The following is a 16,902-nucleotide window of genomic DNA, read 5'->3' on the forward strand; positions in this document are numbered from 1 at the left end:
CTCGGGCTCGGGCTCGGGTTCCGGCTCTGGCTCGGGTTCCGGCTCGGGCTCGGGTTCGGGTTCCGGCTCGGGCTCGGGTTCCGGCTCGGGCTCGGGCTCGGGTTCGGGTTCCGGCTCGGGTTCGGGTTCCGGCTCGGGTTCGGGTTCCGGCTCGGGTTCGGGTTCCGGCTCGGGTTCGGGTTCCGGATCGGGTTCGGGTTCCGGCTCGGGCTCGGGCTCGGGCTCGGCTTCTTGCGCAGGAGGCGGTTCGTAACTGCCTGCCAGCCCAACACTCACCAGGGTGCCACCGACACCAACGTCGGCGCTGCCGGCTTGCTCGGGTCGGGCAAACCAGGCGTACAACACCACCAGGTGCAGGGCGACAGCCAACACCAGGGCGAGCAACCAGTGGCGCGTCGACAGGGTCACGAGGGCAGCTGCGTGACGATCTGAAGTTCCGCGATTCCAATTGAGCGCATCGCGCGCAGCAGCGGGTCCAGTTCACTGGCCGGGACGTCACGGTCAACCCGGCAAATGACCACGCTGTCGGCCGTGACACCACGCGATGTCAGGGCCTCGAGCAGGGGTCGATCGTCGAAGCTGCCATCGATGCGGACGCGGCTATCCGGCAGGATCTCAACCAGCAAACCTGTCTGCACGGCTGTGCCCGATTCCGACGTCTCTGGCAGTCGGATGCTGCGGTCGATGTTCTCGATGCTGCCGGCGACCATGAAGAAGATGAGCAACAGGAAGATGATGTTGATCATCGGCAGCATGTCGTCGCTCTTCGCTGAGGGACGTTGCGCTGTCGTGTCGAGCAGGCGTTTCACAGTGCGACAGACTCGAACACGCGCACGGTGCTGACACCGGCAAGGTGCAACCGTGCCAGCGCGTCCACGAGGTACTGCACCGGTGTGTCGCGTGTCGCACCGATCGCGACCGGGCGAGCTTCGTCTGCCCAGGTTGCCATGCTGTCCTCAAAGGCCGCACTGGTGGCCTGCCAGGTCTCTGCGTCGCCCTTGATATCGCCGTTGGGCAACACCAGCAGTTGCACGCGTGTCACCGCGGTCTGTGCGCCGCCGCGGCCTTTCGACTGCTGCAAGGCGATGTGTTGTTCGACACCGAACACCGAACTCAGCATGAAAAAGAGCAGGAGGATGAAGACCACGTCGATCAGCGGCGTGAGCGGCACGCGGATGGCGGGCTTTCTGGCATGATCCAGCAGCACGGTGGTCTCAGTCTTGTGGCTGGGAGACGCTGAGTCGTCGGGCGGTCAAGACACGACCGACCGCATCCGACACCCGTCCCATGTGTGAATCGACGCTGCGCTCCAGCCAACTGTGCACGATCACCGCCGGGACGGCGACGATCAGGCCGACAGCGGTCGTCAGCAACGCTTTCCAAATGCCGCCGGACAGGATGGACGGGTCGACGTTTTGCCCCGCAGCCTGCATCGCCTGGAAAGCTTCGATCATGCCCAGCACGGTGCCCAGCAAACCCAGCAGCGGAGCGAGCGTCGCGATGAGTTCGACGGTGCGAAGCTGGGCGCGCAACCGGCCCACGTAGCCCTCGGCCAGGCGCCGCATTTCATCGATGAATGCCGTGTCGTTGACGGTCACGTGTTGTGAGAGGTGCAGGGCGGTGTTGACGATGTCGTTGCCCGAGCGGTCCCGGCGACGCGGTGGCGAGTGTGCTTTAAGTGCGCCGTGCTCGTAGTCACGAATCGCCCTTTCCGTGCGTCGCCAGCCCCACGACAGCAGCACACCACAGCGCAGAAACTGCCAGAGCTTGAGCAGCACGATGGCCACCAGCACCACGGACATCGCCAGGTGAATCCAGACCACCGGGCCACCGATATCGAGAAAGTGGGTGAAGTCGGCGGGCAGTGCGTCTAGCAAGTCACGGATGGGCACGGGTTGGTCCTGATCGGGGCAGCGGAGGGTGATGTACACCCAAACCTAAATGATAATTGTTATTATTTGGCATCGAGCGCAAGGCTGTCAATGCAGCCGCGCTCACCCTACAAGGAGGACAATCGAGTGGGATTCACGCACAGCAGTGAGCTGACCTTGCCCCTGGAGGCGACCGCCGAGTTGCAGCAGTTCTGGCGCGCGCAATTGGCCGAGCACGAGCTCGACACGGTCGAGGATTCGGCCGACACCATTGCAGGTGGGGCGTCCTGGGGGCGCATCGAGATGCGACTGGATCAGCCAACGGCCTGCATTCGGGTGTCCACCGACGATGAGTCCGTGTTGTTGCTGGCGCGCAGTGACATCAGCGCACACCTGGCCGGTTTGGACGAACGCATCGGCCAACTGGCCTGGACCGGCGAGCACAAGGTCGGCGCGCGGCTGCCGGAACTGGCCACCGCAGCGGTGTCAAGAGTGACCCGACTTGCCCCGCACTACTACCGGGTGGAACTCGTCGGCGACGCGTTGGCGCGCTTCGCGCAAACCGGCTTGCATTTCAGGTTGCTGCGTCAATCCGATGCGAGCCGGACGCCGGTCTGGCCGGCGGTCAATGCGCGCGGCAACGTCGATTGGCCCAGCGGCGAGGACAGCCTTTACCAGAAGGTGTACACCGTGCGCACCTTCGACACCGCGAGCAACACCCTGGTGTTTGATGTCTTCATCCACGACGGTGGCATCACGTCCGAGTGGGCCGCCAGCGAACCTGTCGGTCAGACCGTCGGCCTGCTCGGACCGGGGGGCGGTTGGTTTCCGGACGCCGAGACGCTGATGCTCTTCGGCGACGAGACAGCGTTGCCGGCCGTCCTACGCATCATCGAGAACACCCCCGAACACGTCGATGGTCAGGCCTACCTGCTGGTTGAGGATGCACTCGACGAGCAAACCGTGGTGCACAGCTCGGGTGTGACCGTGCACTGGCTGCACCGGGCGCGCGGCGACAGTCTGGTCGTCGCGCTTGAGCGTGCGACCACGGACACACCGACGACCTATTGGTGGTTCGCCTCCTCGCAGGGCGACACCAAGGCCGCCCAGCGCGTGCTGCGCAAGGATCGCGCGATCGACAAACACCGTGTGTACGCGGCGGCGTACTGGTCCTGAGCGCCCCGTGCTCCGTGTCACACGGTGGCAAAGCCTGCCCGCGGCGCGCGATCACCCCGCGGGCAGGCGCCGGACTCACTCGCTGTACGTCAGCTGGTGCACGGTCTTGATGGTCTTGCCCAGGATGTCGCCACCCCGGGTCGCCGCACCGGTGGTGGCGTCGACTTCATAGATCGCGTTGCCGTCAGCGGTTTCGATGCTGAGGTATACCTTGCCGTCGATCACGGACACTGGGCCGCTGTAGCGCTTGTGGTGCAACGGCACGCCGGCAACGTCGCTGACGGTCTGCGCCTCGAGATCGATCATCACGAGCTTGTGGTCGATGGTGCCTTTACCGAATGCGGACCAGAGGTCGTTCGCGGACGCGTCGGTCTTGATCCGACCAATCGCCATGTTGTTGCCGATGTAGTCGAACCAGAACAGCTTGCCTCCGGCGCCTGCGGCGTCGATGTCGAAGAAGTAGTCCGGGTCGAAGGTCTCGGAGCCCGCCGCGATCTTGAGGATGCCCGAGGGCTTGCCGGATTCGGGGCTGAAGCCGGCCGCGGCGGTGCCGATGGAGTAGCCGTAGATGTCGCCACTCTCGGTTTGAATCAGGCTGCTGGACGCGCCGTTGACACCGAGGTGACCCACTCGCGTGTCTTCAATGATGGCACGCGGTGCATCGCCCTCCTGCACCGGCCAATCGTAGACCGCGACAAACGCCGTGTCGGCCTCGGGCGTCAAGTAGAAGCCGTCGTCCGAGAGCTTGTGAAAGGCCATGAACATCGTGTCACCGCGCACGGCCATGGCGATGGGGTAGCCGACCGTGCCCTCGCCAGGTGTGCCGGTGTCCTCGTCAAAAATCGAGTAGTTGACCTTGCTGGTCACGAGGCCGGTCGCCACGTCGACCACGTGCATCGTGCGTTGCGTGTGTGTGCCGTCGCGCGGCGTGTCGCTGGCAACCAGGGTCTCAGTGCCAATGGCAGCGAAAGCCTCGAGCGGTTTCTCGAACACGAAGCGCGCTTTCTCAACCACCTCACCGTCGGCATTCAACTCGTAGGAACGGGTGTTGAAATCGGTGTACCCGCTGACAAACGCCGTGTTGCCGACCGGGTAGAAAAAGTTCCAACCCAGCTGCTCATTGCCGGCACCCTGCGAGGACACGCTCTGGGTCATGATGTCGGCTTGCGCAAGCAGGAATTCCGGCTCGGGGTCACCCGTGTCCTTGTGCAGCATCACGAAGCGGCTCAGGGACGTCGAGGGCGTCGGGTCGTCCGTCGTGGTTGTGGAATCACTGTCGCTGCACGCAGCCAGTGACAGCATGGCTGCCGCCAGCCCAAGGCTGAGCAACGTCTTTGGAAAGCCAAGTGTGGTATCACTCATGTCGTTCTCTCTCGTGGCAATGGTGGCCTACCGCGAATAGCGCAGTTTCAACGCAACGGTGCGGCCGGGTTTTTGAATGTTGAAATTGTCGAAGGCGGGTTCGTCGAGCAGGTTCCTCAAGCTCAAGGCGACAGTGAGGTCACCGGCGGCCCGCGTGTATTCGAACTCGAGGTCGTGGGTGAGCTGCTCGGGAATCGTGAATTTGCTGTCGATGGCGCCAGAGTTTTCCCACGTCAGGTAGAACTCGTGGGTGTAATTGACAAACCACGTGGCCGACCAGCGACCGTTCCGGAACGGTTGGTCGTCCAGGCTCAAGGCGAGATTGCCGAACAACCACGGTTGGTTGGGCAGTCGACTGCCCACGTTGAGGTTGGGTTGGCCGTCGGGATCGAACGGCGTCTGGTCGGTGATGTCCTGCCAGGTGAGGTTGCCGCGCAGGCTCCAGTCGCTCGGAAATTGCGCCGTCGCGCTGAGTTCCAGCCCACGCGATCTGACACGGCCCACGTTCTGGTAGATTCCGAAAATCAATTGATCCGGAACGTAGCGAATGAAATCCGTGGCCTCGCGGGCGAAGGCGTTTGCCCCGAGGTCGATGTCGGTGTCGCCCCAGTAGGTTGCGTGTGCCACGCCGAGGTTGAGGTTGTCGCTTTGCTCGGGCTCGAGGAAGGGGTTCGGGCGGATGTACTTGCCGCTGCCGAGGATTTCGTCGGGTTCGGGCAACCGCCAGCTGTTCTCGTAGGAGGCCGACAAGGTGGTGTTGTCACCGATGTCGTAACGCAGGGAGCCGCCGAAACCTTCGGTGTTCTTGTCTACCCGGCGGCGGACCTGCTCGAGCTCGAAGTCGATGAAGATCTCGGCGTTGATCTCGGCGTCGTAGTTGTAAAATTTTGAAAAGAGTGACGACTGGAAGCGCTCGTCAGCTGACAGGTGCGTCCAGCTCAAACCCAGCACACCCTTGTTGACCCAGTTGGGAAAGGTAAACGAGGTGTTGTTTGCGTTGAGCCGATCGTTGCCCGACCGGTCGAGCCGGTTGAAGGTGACGTTGCCAGCAATGGTGTTGCGCTCCGAGAGTGGCCGTTCCGCGGTCAGGCTCAGCCGGGCAATCTCGTCGTCGCGCTCGAAAATCGAGAGCGTATCGATCTCGCCCTCGAGCGGGTCGGTGTTCGGCACGAAGTTGCCAAACCAGTCGTAGTTGCGTGAGAACGCGTCGTAGCTGGTTTCGACGATACGCCCGGCCTGCACGCTGGCGGACGTGTCGAGGGTGCCAAAGCGGTGCCGCCAGGTCGCGCTGCCGATCAGCGTTTCGTTGTCCTCGTAGACCCTGCCGTAGACATCGTTGATGGACTGGTCGGGGTGCTGCTCCTCGTCGCGGTTTGCGGCGGCGGTGAGACCGAAGGAGAGCTCGCGCAGGTTACCTCTGTCGGTGACACCGCGGCGCAACGACAACATGGCCGACTGGTACTGGTCGTTGAAGCGCCTTGCCGTGGCGGTTCCGGTCTGGTTGCCGAGTGCGTCGGTGGTCGGTACGTTGTCGACGGGGTAGTCGTTGTCGGAACGGTTGATGAACCCGGTGACGCGCGCGAAACCGCCGTTCTCATCCACCGATTGCGCGTTGATGGCCGCGCGGAGGGTGTTGTAGGACCCGTACGACAGCGAGGCGTCGAGGTAGGGTTCGAGCGCATCGCGGGTGGTGATGTTGACAGCGCCACCGAGGGCGTCTGCGCCGTAGGTGATCGGTACGACGCCCTTGTAGATCTGGATCTGTTCGATCAGGTTGATCGGGAAATTGTTCAGTGACAGGGCCGAGCCGAAATTCTCCATCGGCAGCCCGTCGATGAAGTAGCGGATCTGTCGCCCACCCAGGCCGTTGAGCGAGAGGTCGAAATCCGAACCCATGCCGCCCTGCTCGCGCACGATCACGCCAGGTGTCTTGCGCATCACGTAGGTGAGGTCTGTCGATTGGTTGGCGTAGTCTTCAGCGTCGATCACATCGACGTTCAGCCCGGATTGTTCATCCTCGCTCGCAGCTTCGCCGCCGTAGATCACCAGCTCATCCACATCCAGCCCGTCGTCTGCCGTGGCGACGGTGTGCAGCAACGCAAAACCTGCGCACAGCGCAACGCGGAGCGCGGTTTTGCCCTTCACGATGGTCACCGAGTGGGTCTCCTGAGCATGATGGCGCAGAGGTAGGTTCCGCCCAGCACAGCGCACACGGCGCCGGGCGGAAGCTGGGCCGGGTAGAGCGCGACACGGCTGACCCAATCGGCGGTGACGAACAGGGCTGCGCCGAGCAGCAGCGAGAGCGTGAGCTGGTCGCCGATGTTCCTGGCGCCGAGCGAGCGCGCGAGATGGGGCGCCAACAGCCCGACAAAGGCGATTGGGCCGACCACGGCGGTGATCAGGGAGGCGAGGGCCGCGGCCGCGACCAGCAGTGCAATCCGGCGTGATGTCACTGGCAGGCCGCGCGCTCGAGCCGCGGCATCACCGAGGTCCAGCAACGCGATGTCTCGGGCGAGCAAGCGGATGACGCCAGCCAGCATCAGGACCGCGCACGTGAGCCAGGCGGCCTCGCCCATTTCAATGCGCAAGGTCGACCCTGATAGCCACGAGATCGTCCGGTAGCTGTCCTCCCCACCCTGGGCGATCACGAACTGCAAAAGCGCATCCGACAGCGCGTAGAGCGACAGGCCAACGAGGACCATGTCGGCAATGCTGTTGCGCAGTCTCCAGCCCGCGGCGACCAGCAGGGCGATGGCGCCAAAGCCGCCGACCAGTGCCCAGATTGTGGCCGCGGTACCGAACGGTACGCCAAAGAAGGTGAACGCAATCAGCAGCGCGAGGCTCGCGCCTGAGGAGATGCCGACGATGTCCGGGCTGACCAGCGGGTTGCGGAACAGGCGTTGCAGCACCAGGCCGGCGAGTGCCATTCCGGCGCCTGCCGCAACCGCGCCGAGCAGACGAGGCGCGCGGTAGGCCCACTGCAATTCGCTTGGCCAACCCGGTGCCAAGCCGGCGTCGCTGACGCCGACAAAGACGCTTGCGGCGACGGCAAGCAGTGTGAGTGAGAGCACGGCGGGCACCACCGCGCGCGGCTGCCCTCGGTCCCAACTGACCAGGTGCTGTGGCCGGGCCACGTGCACGCGCTTGCGCGTCAGCAGTATCACCAACAGGCTCGGCGCGCCGATCAACGCGGTTGCAGCGCCGCTGGTGACCAGGTCGCGACTGTGTTGGCTGACCCACACCGCGAGTGCATCGGTCACCAGCAGGGCGATTGCGCCGATCACGGCCGAGAAAGCGAGTGCGATCGCAGGCCGCGGGCCGACCAGAAACCGTGCGATGTGCGGTGCGAGCAGGCCGACGAAGCCGATCAGCCCCACGGCACTGATGGTGCTCGCGGTCAGCCAGACGGCGAGTACCAGGCCGAGCGCAATCGTTGGCACCACGGCCAACCCGAGCGCCGCTGCCTGCTTGTGGCCGAGCTGTATCACGGCGAGTGCACGGCTGAAACCGAGCAGCAACACCGTCCCCAGTGCCACTTGCGGCGCCAGCCAGGTGACCCAGGTCCAATCCACTTGTGTCAGGTCGCCCGAACCCCAGATAAACCAGCTGTCCACGTAGCCTTCGTTTGCCAGGATCAACAGACTCGCCACGGCACCGAGGGCGAGCGTCAGTGCCATGCCGACGACAACTACGGTCGGGCCGTCCAGTCCGTGCCGCCGCGCCACGCCCAACGCGATCGCTGTGGCGAGCAGTCCCCCGGGCAGGCTGAACAGCAAACTGCTTCGGGCCAGCAGTTCGGGCGCGAACACGGCGCCGATGACAATGCCAAGCCAGGCTCCGGCCGCCGTACCGAGCGTCAAGGGCGAGGCCAGCGGATTTTGGGTGAGTTGCTGTATGGCGCTGCCAGCGACACCGAGCGCTGCACCCGCCAGCACGGCGATCACGGCGCGCGGGAGGTCGGAAAACAAGAAGCGGGCCTCGAGATAGGCTTCTGCGTCGGCGCCCCACACCAACTGCCAGCGCGCCGGCCACGACAGGCCCGCCTCGAAACTGGCCAGGTGCAGCCAGAACACCGCCAGCAAACCGGCGCCGGTCACGGCGACGGGCAGAGCGGAGGCAGCGGGGGTGCGCAGTGCAGCCATCGAGGGGTTAGCCTGTCACTCTGCGCGTGGCGGTGACACGGCGAGCATGGCGTCGGCGATCAGTTCGGCAATACGCCCAACGGACAGGGCGCCGCCGTAGGTCCAGACCGACGGCAGTGTCACGACGCGATCGTGTTTGGCAAACGGCATCGATTGCCACAGGCGGGTAGCGAACAAGCGGTCCTGCTGATCGAACGGCAGGATGTGCAGCAGGTAACCCGTCTCCACGCGGCCAAGGTCGGGCACTTTCTTGATCGCGAGGCCCCAGGTTGACGGCCCGATGGGGTACTCGCTCTCGAAGCCGAACGCCTCCATGACGTGGGTCGTCATGCCGTTGTCGCCGTACACCGCAGCCCGCTTTCGGTCGAGAAAACGCACCACTGTCGCCTTGGGCAGTGTGCCGCCGAAGTGCGCCTGAACCGCCTCGGCGAGTTCGGCGATGCGCGCGTCCTGGGCATCGAGTCGTGCCTCGGCCAGCGTTTGGCGCTCGAACAATTCGGCGAGTGCGAGGTAGCTGGCCCGCGAGAAGGCGACGTTGTCGTGGTCTTCGCTGAAGCTGTCGAAGTGCACCACCGGCGCAATCCGTTCGAGCTTTTTCTTGAAGTCGATCTGGTCGTCGGAGACCACGATCACGTCGGGCGCAAGCTCGGCAATACGCTCGAAGTTGGGTTGGTGGCGTTGACCGACGTCGGCCACTTCAGCTGGCAACGTGGGTTCCACCACCCACGCGTTGTAGCCGTCGGGGTCGGCGACGCCGACCGGTGCGATGTCGAGGCTGATCAACTGTTCGACTTGAGACCAACTCAGCGCCACGACGCGTTGCGGCACGGCGTCGAACACCCGTTCGCCCTGGCTGTCGACAACGCGGGCCCCGTGCGCGGGCAGCGCGAGTACGGCGAGGAGGAAGAGGGGGACGAAAACGAAGTTCATGACGCGCATGCTGTGGTGTCCGGTAGCGGTGAGACGACGGGCAAGCTGCGACCGGGGTGGTGCAGCAGAGCAAAGGGGGCGTTGAACAACCGAGGCAAGGTGTTGCTTTCGAGCAGTGCGCGCGGTTCGCCGTCGAAGGCGATCTCGCCACGGTCAAGCACGATGATGCGGTCGGCGTAGTGGCACGCGAGATTGATGTCGTGCAGCACAACAATGCAGGACTGGCCCACGCTGACCGAATGCGATCGCAGTATGTCGAGCACAGCGAGCTGGTGGCTGATGTCCAGCGCAGAGATGGGTTCGTCGAGCAACAGGGTTGGCGCTTGCTGTGCCAACAACATTGCGATCCACGCTCTCTGGCACTCGCCGCCCGAGAGGTGGGACACCGGAGCGTCCGCCATGTCCGTGCAACCGCACTGCGCAAGTGCCGTGTCAACGGCAGCACGGTCAGCCTCGGTGTGTCTGCCGAGGGCGCCCCGCCAGGCGTAGCGTCCGAGGGTGGCGAGTTCGCGCACGCGCATCCCTTGTACCGGTTCCAGGTGTTGCGGCAGGTAGGCCAGGCGTTGCGCGAGCCGCCGCGTCGAGAACGACAGAATGGGGTCGTCGCCGAGGCGTGCGGTGCCCTCGCTGGGTTTCAACTGCCCTGCGGCAATGCGCATCAGCGTTGACTTTCCCGACCCGTTCTGGCCGAGGATGGCGGTCATCCCCGTTGCGCCGAACCGGAGCGCGGGAACGGACAACACGCGCCGATCGCCGTGTCGCACGGACACGTGGGCGAGCGTGATGGCGGCGTGTGATCCTGACGAATCCATGTCTTGTTCAGCGGGTTTTGTGGGCAGGTGGACCGGACGTGGTCGGTGACACACAGTCACGTCCTTAACGCAAGTGCTAACGCGAATCTAAATGAGAACAATTAGCAATAAGACAATAACACCCTGATTTTGTCCCTAGCAAGCGGATTCACCGCCGGCATCACCGCAGGGCTGACGCGTGATTCATATGTGATGCAATGGTTTTGCACGTGCGTGGTTGCCGTGGTTCTGACGGTTTGCGGACGGTTCAACCGCGTGTCCGAACTGGCGTCGCACAACGACGCGCCGTCGCCAGGCGGTCCGGTACAGAGCAACCTCGGGCGTTGGGCCCGTCGCGGTTGGCGCACAACGGCCGCGCGGGGGGGCTCGGCCAAGTGCAGTGTCGTCGCCGTGTCCGTGGTCGGTGACAGGGAAGCGCCGCGTGATGAGCCACCAAAACGTAATGATAATTGTTATTATTTGCGGGCTGTTGCGCGGGTGCTGACTGGCGCACAGCGCGTTTGTCAGTGGCGGCTGGCCCGGTTGATCCGGAGCCCAGCAGCATGTCGGTCGCGGGCGAATCAGGCCCATACGAGGAAGCGGACAATGGCGTCAGGGCGTCCAGTCAACCGGCCAGTTGGACACCGGCTCCGCCGGGCGGGTGCGCTGGTGTTTTTGGGCCTCTGCAGTGTGTCCGCGCTGGCACATTACCCGATTCTCAGCTGCACATCGGTCGACAGCAGTGGCGTGCTGCAGGTCGCGTGTGAGGCTGGCTTCTCCGACCGCTCGAAGGCGCCCGACGTGATCATGGAGGTGATCTCTGAGGACGACGATCTCTTGGTTGAAGGCCGCACCGACGCCGACGCGCGTTTCCGTTTCAATCGGCCCGAGGGCGTCTTTTTCATCATCATGGACGCCGGACCTGGCCACGTTCTCGAGATCGCCAGCGACGAGATCGAGGGCTTGTGACGGCGGTGCGCGAGCCGGTCGAGCCGTCGCACGGACCGCGCATGGAAACGGTGCACCCGTGGCGTACCGACGCCGAGGACCGTGCCGTGTTCGGTGGCGTCGCCGCCCTCGCGCTGGTGTCAGCGCTGCTGTTCCTCGGCTTGTACCCGGCCATGGACAGCCCCGATGAGCGGGTGCCAGCTCGGCTGCGTGCGGACCTCACCGCCCTCGCCGTGGCGGCAGAGGAAGTCAGTCTGTTGCGCGAACTCGAGGGCGTAGAGCCCAGCCTCGACAGGCTCGTCGCCCAGGGTGTGGCGCCGTTTGCCGTCACCTCGGGGACCGCACGCACGCCGGTGCAGTGGCTGGCCTTCGAGCAGTGCTTCATGGGCCAGTTGCAAACGACCGAAGCGACGTACCTCATGCGTCTGGAATGGCCGGCTGCGGGCGGTGCACCACCGTATCGCGTGAGCTGGCGGCAATCGCGTGAACTGATCACGCGTGCCAGGGGTTGCGACACGGATGGCGAGACCTGGCACTACCTCGGCAGTGACGGTGCCATAGGTGGCAGCGACCATGCGCATTGATCGCCGCGCGTGGCGAGGCGTTCTGACGGCTGTGCTGGCGTCACTCTGGGGCGCGGCGGCGCACGCCGAACTCAACATCGGCATCACGCTGCACCCGTATTACAGCTACGTCACGCAGATCGTCGGTGATCGTGCCCGCGTCACGCCGCTGATCGAAGCCGGATTCAACCCACACGCCTACAAACTCGCGCCGGCCGACCTGGCGCGTCTGCATGCACTCGACGCCATCGTTGTCAACGGCATCGGCCATGACGAGTTTGCCATGGAGGCCATCCGCTCGCTGGAGCTACCCCAGCTCAACGTGATCAATGCCAACGCCCAGGTGCCGTTGATCAGTCGGGCGGGTGGCAAGGTGCACAACCCCCACACCTTCGTTGCCATCGACGCCGCAATCCGGCAGGTCTACACCATCGCGCGGGGGCTTGCAGCGCTAGACCCGGAAAACAGCCGGTTTTTCATGCAGAACGCGCTCGACTACGCACGCAGGTTGCGCTCGCTGAAAACCGCAGCGATGGCGGCCATCGCCGACCTGGACCTCAGTGAGGTGCGCATCGCCAGCACGCACGGAGCCTACGGGTACCTGTTGCAGGAGTTCGGTTTGACGGTCAGCGCAGTGGTCGAGCCGGCCCACGGTGTCTCGCCCACGGCCTCGCAACTGCAGGACACCATCGACAAGATCCGCGCCGCCGGCGTGCAGGTGTTGTTCACCGAGCTGAACATGCCGAACCGCTACGTTGAAGTGATCGAGCGCGAGACGCGGACGCGGTTGTACCGTTTCTCTCACATGACTCACGGTGCGTACCGCAGCGAGCTCGTGACCGATGACATGGCGCTGAACCTGCGAACGCTGGTCGAAGCGCTGCGCCATGCGGCCGGCCGGGCCGCGCCGTGATCGCCGATCGGGTCCTCGGGCCGCGCATCCGGATGCGCAATGTCTGCCTCGACGAGGGCAGGGAGCGCGTGCTCGACGCGGTGAGTTGCGAGTTCGCAGCCGCGCAGTGGCACGCGATCCTCGGCCCGAACGGCGGCGGGAAAAGCAGCCTGCTGAAGACCCTCCTTGGCCTCAAGGCGCACGAGGGCAGTGTCGAGATCGCGTGGTCGGCCGCACCCGACGCGACCGGGGACAGACGAGACCGGGTCGGCTACGTGCCCCAACTCGAACCGTTCGACGCGAGCTTGCCCATCTCTGTTGCCGACTATCTGCACATGGCCAGCGGCACGCGTGCGCAAGTGGGACGCTGGCAACCGTCGGAGGCGGTGGTCGAGGGTCTCGGGACGCTGCGACTCGACGACAAGCTCGGCCGACGCCTCGGTGACCTGTCTGGCGGGGAGCGCCAGCGGCTGCTGCTGCTCGGTGCGCTGATGCTGGCGCCTTGCTTGCTGTTGCTTGACGAACCCATGAGTGGGTTGGATGCGGACGGTCGCGACGCAACTGTCGCGTTGCTCGCGCGTTTCCGAGACGCCGGTGGCACGATACTCATGGTCGAGCACGACTGGGATCTCGTGCGTGCCCGGTGTGACCACGTGTACTGGCTCGACCGGTCTCTGCGAGCGCACGGGCCTGCTGCCGATATGCCGTCCATATTGCCGTTGATGACCGGTGGAGCGATCGGATCGCACTCCGTTGCCGTTGCGAGCGGGCAATGAATGCGGTGCACAGCTGGTTCGCTGTGCTCGCCGCCGATGGCACTCTGCCCGAGATATTCGGCTACGCGTTCTTCATCAACGCGCTGGTCGCCAGTGTGATGATCGGACCGCTCCTCGGCCTCCTCGGCACCCTGGTGGTGGTCAAGCGCCTGGCGTTCCTGTCCGAGGCAGTCGGTCACAGCGTGTTGACCGGGGTCAGTATCGGCATATTGCTGGGGGAGCCCGTGGAGTCACCGTTGATCGGCCTGTTCAGCTTCTCGGTCGTGTTTGCGTTGTTGCTGCAGTGGATCAAGGGGCGCACGACCATCCCGTACGACGCCTTGATCGGCGTGTTCCTGTCCTTTGCGCTGGCGCTTGGCGCGGCGCTGTTGCTCTACGTTGCCAAGCACGTCAATGCCCACCTGGTGGAGCAGGTCATGTTCGGGTCGATCCTCGTGACATCGGGTCGTGACCTCGCCATGCTCGCACTGATCAGCGTGGTCGTGGTGTGGCTTGGGTACCGCTTCGGGCACCACGCCTACCTCGTCGCGATCTCCCCGGAAGTCGCCCACAGCCTGCGCGTCAACACGCGCCTGCACGACTACGCATTCGTGTTGCTGATCGCCCTGGTGACGGTGGCCTCGGTCAAGATCATTGGCGCCATCCTGGTCGGGGCGCTCTTGCTGATCCCGGCGGCGAGTGCGCGACTGGTGGCGTCCAACCTGCGCCAGCTCCAGGTGCTGGCTGTGCTCTTTGCCACGTCGTCGGCGACGCTCGGCGTGTTTTTGCCGATGTATTGGCGGTGGCCGGTGTCGGCCGGCCCGGCGATCACCTTGTTCGCGTGCGCGGGATTTGTGCTCTGCCTGCTGTGGCGTCAGTGGGTTGGGCGTCGCCGGGCGAGGCCATCGCCGTGAGCGCGCTGCTGCCACGCGTTGCCGTCCTGGCGCTGCTGGTCGCGCTGCTGGCTGTGCCCGCAGTGACGCGAGCTGCTGCACCCGCTGACCGCTGTGGTGTGTCCGCGACTGATACACGGAATACGTTTGTGATCGCCACGGCGGTGCCGGTGCTCGCCAGCCTCGTCGACGCACTGACGCGGGACACGGTGTTCACGCTGGATCACCTGCCGCCGCCGCGATACAGCATCAAGCGAGTGCCGGGTTGGATCGACCGACAGTCTCCGGCGGACTTTCCACGCGCTGACCTGCTGATCGATATGCTGTCGGTGTGGCCCGCCGTGGATGTGTTTCCGCATGTGCGGCTACACAACATCGGCGTGGTGCGTGTTGACGCCGCCCAGGCGCTGATCCCCGGCGGGGAGCGTGTTGCGCTTGCTCTGTCCGCGGACGGGACACCGGGCTATTTCTGGCTCGACCCGGCCAACGCCTTGCTGATGCTCGGGATCGTCCAGCGCGACCTTGTCGCCTACCTCGAACAGACGTGTGCCGCTGGGATGGAACGTGACACGGCGATCCGGGCTGTCAAGCGCAATTTTGACCGCACCAGCCGTGCGCTACGTGACGCGGTCGTGGCACTCGATACGCGCGTGCTCGGACTCGATGTCGTCCAGGTGGCCGTGGACAAAGCCGAACTCACGCCGCTTGCTCAGGCCAGCCTGCTGCCGGTGGTGTCGCGCGAAGAGGCGCTCGCGACGGGGCTGCCGACGCTGTTGATCAGCTCGCGCAAACCCGGTCACGCATCGCTGTCCGAGGTACCGCCAATCTGGCGTGTCTGGCACGTCGATGATTTCGGCAAACGCAGTGAAGCGGATTTTCTGTCCCGCTGGACCGCCATTGTCGACGGTGTTCGCTAGCGACAGTGCCGCTTCGGATCATGGGTTGGTGTGTGTCGCGGAGAGCGCACTGGCCAGCTCGGCGGCGTCGGTGTCGCGGGTGTCGAAGGTCATCTGGTTGTCGGGCATGAGCGGCCAACGGGCCTGGTGGAAGTTGCCCTGCCAGTCCTCGATGGTCAGCCAGATTTCGGCGTCGTCCTTCAACGTGTCGGGCACTTTCATGTGCGCGTGCTTGGCACCCTCGACACCGTGGATCACCATACCGGGCGCGCGCGTGGTGCGCGGCTTGTTGATCTTGACGTACATGAACTTGATCGCGTCCGGGTCGCCCGACTCCACCTGTGTCCAGATGTTGGTTTGCCACCCCGGCACGATCGGGTCGAGGTCGGCCTCGAGCCAGCCTTTGAGTGCGTTCATCGACACGGTCCAGTCACCGACATCCTGGCTGACGTATTTGTAGCCCATCGCGCCGGAGCCCTGGTTGCTCAGCGTCATGGCGGCGGTGAGGCCGACGCCGATGAACCAGATCGCGACCCAGTTGGCGTACTTGAAGCCCGACATCGCACCGCCCCACGGGCGCAGGACGCGCCACCCCCGGGCGAACTGGCGCGCGCGACCCGACTCGGGCAACAGCTCGTTCGCCGCTTTGGCCGTGCGCTTGTAGTAGATGACGATGCCGGACAGCGCCAGCGCCGTCATCAAGGCACCGAAGACGAACCAGACCGTCTTGACGGCGAGGTCGGCCCAGCCCGAATTTCCCCAGGTGCCGAAATGCAGGGGATACATGGCGTAGTCGACCCGCTGCAGGGTGGAGAGCTCGGAGCCCGCCTTGCTCAGCAGGATCTCGCCGGTGAACGGGTGTACGTGGTATTCGCTGCCGTAGTTGCCGGTCAGGATGTCACGGTGTGTGCCCCACAGAGAGTAGGGCGCACCGTTGTGGTCCGGCGGCTGGATGTAGGTGACCTCGAAGGCCGGGTCCTGTGCCCAGATGATGTCGACGATCGCGCGCGCGGGCAGCCGTGTCGGTGGGCCGTCGCTGGCATCGAGGTCATCGTGCGTCGGCCCGGGCGGCGCGGTCCAGGCAGGCAGGATGGCCGGAGCCACCTCGTATTCGACAAGCGGGTTCTGGTAGAACCACCAGGTGCCGCTGACGCCGATGACCAACACGAACCACATGGACCACAGCCCGAACAGGCGGTGAATGTCGCCCACCCAGACGCGGGTGCTTTTCTCGAACCGCGGTTTCCTGAAAAAGGACCGCCAGAACTTGGGGTAGTTGATGATGCCCGTGATCAGGCTGATCAGGCAGAGCACGCCAAAGAAGTTCACGAACGCCCGGCCCACGACCGGCAGGTACAGGGTAGTGTGCAGTGCGGAGAGGAAATAGCCGACGGTCAGTTCGTTGGTGGTGCCTGTGACCTTGCCGGTGTACGGGTCGATGAAGATGTTTCGCGAAGCACCGCCGGGTTGCGTCAGCGTGGCGCCGTAGGCTGTGCGCTTGCGGTCGAGTGGCATGTACATGTAGCCAATCGCGCCGAGGCCGCGCTCGGCGATTTCGGCCGTCGCAGGGTCGTAGAGTTGGCCGGGTTTGTGCTTCTCGCGTTTCGGCGTCACACTAATTTCATCGTAGATCAGCAAGTCGATCTCATCGTAAAAAACGGCGAGGGTGCCGGTCAGGAAGAC

17 protein-coding genes are annotated in these 16,902 nt (G+C 64.7%); 7 read left to right on the plus strand and 10 right to left on the minus strand.

All coding sequences use genetic code 11. The features are described 5' to 3' along the window. The 4 genes from AAGA11_20140 to AAGA11_20155 form a co-directional block, all read right to left on the minus strand. Nucleotides 1-408 (minus strand): energy transducer TonB (locus AAGA11_20140; GenBank protein ID MEM9605184.1); only part of this gene is annotated, 408 nt, incomplete at its 3' end. Next, a complete protein-coding gene (locus AAGA11_20145; protein MEM9605185.1) occupies nt 405-809 on the minus strand; it encodes a biopolymer transporter ExbD in 405 nt (134 codons plus the stop codon). The genes AAGA11_20140 and AAGA11_20145, both read right to left, overlap by 4 nt. Then, a complete protein-coding gene (locus tag AAGA11_20150) occupies nt 806-1,207 on the minus strand; it encodes a biopolymer transporter ExbD (protein ID MEM9605186.1) in 402 nt (133 codons plus the stop codon). The genes AAGA11_20145 and AAGA11_20150 overlap by 4 nt, the downstream gene beginning before the upstream one ends. 7 nt (nt 1,208-1,214) lie before the next feature. Further along, on the minus strand, nt 1,215-1,892 hold the full coding sequence (locus AAGA11_20155; GenBank protein ID MEM9605187.1) for a MotA/TolQ/ExbB proton channel family protein: 678 nt from the start codon (nt 1,890-1,892) through the stop codon (nt 1,215-1,217). A 126-nt stretch (nt 1,893-2,018) separates the two neighbouring features. On the opposite strand from AAGA11_20155, the gene AAGA11_20160 reads away from it, so the two are divergent. Then, nucleotides 2,019-3,047, plus strand: coding sequence for a siderophore-interacting protein (locus tag AAGA11_20160; protein MEM9605188.1), 1,029 nt, complete (start codon nt 2,019-2,021; stop codon nt 3,045-3,047). Nucleotides 3,048-3,122: 75 nt separating this feature from the next. Here AAGA11_20160 and AAGA11_20165 read toward each other — a convergent pair whose 3' ends face one another. Genes AAGA11_20165 through AAGA11_20185 form a run of 5 tightly spaced genes read right to left on the minus strand, consistent with a single transcriptional unit; the run spans nt 3,123 to nt 10,293 of the window. Then, complete coding sequence (locus AAGA11_20165) at nt 3,123-4,409, minus strand: DUF4374 domain-containing protein (protein ID MEM9605189.1); 1,287 nt, start codon at nt 4,407-4,409, stop codon at nt 3,123-3,125. Between the two features lie 27 nt (nt 4,410-4,436). Further along, the gene (locus AAGA11_20170) at nt 4,437-6,563 is read right to left on the minus strand and encodes a TonB-dependent receptor (GenBank protein MEM9605190.1); all 2,127 of its coding nucleotides are present in this window, start codon (nt 6,561-6,563) and stop codon (nt 4,437-4,439) included. Beyond that, entirely contained in the window at nt 6,560-8,551 is a 1,992-nt protein-coding gene (fhuB, locus tag AAGA11_20175) for a Fe(3+)-hydroxamate ABC transporter permease FhuB (GenBank protein ID MEM9605191.1), read from the minus strand. The genes AAGA11_20170 and fhuB overlap by 4 nt, the downstream gene beginning before the upstream one ends. Nucleotides 8,552-8,566: 15 nt before the next feature. After that, on the minus strand, nt 8,567-9,490 hold the full coding sequence (locus AAGA11_20180; GenBank protein MEM9605192.1) for an ABC transporter substrate-binding protein: 924 nt from the start codon (nt 9,488-9,490) through the stop codon (nt 8,567-8,569). Beyond that, the gene (locus AAGA11_20185; GenBank protein ID MEM9605193.1) at nt 9,478-10,293 is read right to left on the minus strand and encodes an ABC transporter ATP-binding protein; all 816 of its coding nucleotides are present in this window, start codon (nt 10,291-10,293) and stop codon (nt 9,478-9,480) included. Before AAGA11_20185 ends, AAGA11_20180 begins: the two co-directional genes overlap by 13 nt. Nucleotides 10,294-10,962: 669 nt before the next feature. Between AAGA11_20185 and AAGA11_20190 the strand changes: the two genes are divergently transcribed. From AAGA11_20190 to AAGA11_20215, 6 genes are all read left to right on the plus strand, one after another. Beyond that, nucleotides 10,963-11,241 carry a hypothetical protein gene (locus AAGA11_20190; protein ID MEM9605194.1) on the plus strand — a complete coding sequence of 93 codons (279 nt, stop codon included), beginning with the start codon at nt 10,963-10,965 and terminating at the stop codon, nt 11,239-11,241. 41 nt (nt 11,242-11,282) lie between these two features. Beyond that, nucleotides 11,283-11,804 (plus strand): hypothetical protein, encoded by a 522-nt coding sequence (locus tag AAGA11_20195; protein MEM9605195.1) that lies wholly within the window; start codon nt 11,283-11,285, stop codon nt 11,802-11,804. Then, nucleotides 11,794-12,696 carry a zinc ABC transporter substrate-binding protein gene (locus tag AAGA11_20200; protein MEM9605196.1) on the plus strand — a complete coding sequence of 301 codons (903 nt, stop codon included), beginning with the start codon at nt 11,794-11,796 and terminating at the stop codon, nt 12,694-12,696. Before AAGA11_20195 ends, AAGA11_20200 begins: the two co-directional genes overlap by 11 nt. Further along, complete coding sequence (locus AAGA11_20205; protein MEM9605197.1) at nt 12,693-13,451, plus strand: ATP-binding cassette domain-containing protein; 759 nt, start codon at nt 12,693-12,695, stop codon at nt 13,449-13,451. Before AAGA11_20200 ends, AAGA11_20205 begins: the two co-directional genes overlap by 4 nt. Next, nucleotides 13,448-14,344, plus strand: a complete 897-nt coding sequence (locus AAGA11_20210) for a metal ABC transporter permease (protein MEM9605198.1) — start codon at nt 13,448-13,450, stop codon at nt 14,342-14,344. Before AAGA11_20205 ends, AAGA11_20210 begins: the two co-directional genes overlap by 4 nt. Nucleotides 14,345-14,472: 128 nt before the next feature. Then, nucleotides 14,473-15,240, plus strand: a complete 768-nt coding sequence (locus tag AAGA11_20215; GenBank protein MEM9605199.1) for a hypothetical protein — start codon at nt 14,473-14,475, stop codon at nt 15,238-15,240. 18 nt (nt 15,241-15,258) lie between these two features. Here the strand turns inward: AAGA11_20215 and AAGA11_20220 are convergent. After that, nucleotides 15,259-16,902, minus strand: a 1,644-nt coding sequence (locus AAGA11_20220; GenBank protein MEM9605200.1) for a PepSY-associated TM helix domain-containing protein, incomplete at its 5' end; no start/stop codon positions are given.

The organism is Pseudomonadota bacterium (genome assembly GCA_039196715.1).
GTDB lineage: Bacteria > Pseudomonadota > Gammaproteobacteria > CALCKW01 > CALCKW01 > CALCKW01.